Origin of the sequence: Achromobacter sp. ACM05 (assembly GCF_019218915.1) — a bacterium.
GTDB lineage: Bacteria > Pseudomonadota > Gammaproteobacteria > Burkholderiales > Burkholderiaceae_B > Achromobacter > Achromobacter animicus.
Map to the genome: position 1 here is coordinate 1 of NZ_JAHUWQ010000025.1, position 255 is coordinate 255.

At 52.9% G+C, this 255-nt stretch carries 1 rRNA gene; it reads right to left on the bottom strand.

The window, feature by feature from the left end:
* Window positions 1-36: 36 nt before the first annotated feature.
* A 16S ribosomal RNA gene (locus tag KW836_RS27730) occupies window positions 37-255 on the bottom strand; the annotation flags it as partial.

Genomic DNA, 255 nt, shown 5'->3' on the forward strand with positions numbered 1-255 from the left:
TAAGAGTGGACGCTTAACACGAGCACATAAGCTCTGAAAGGAGGTGATCCAGCCGCACCTTCCGATACGGCTACCTTGTTACGACTTCACCCCAGTCATGAATCCTACCGTGGTAATCGCCCTCCTTACGGTTAGGCTAACTACTTCTGGTAAAACCCACTCCCATGGTGTGACGGGCGGTGTGTACAAGACCCGGGAACGTATTCACCGCGACATGCTGATCCGCGATTACTAGCGATTCCGACTTCACGCAGT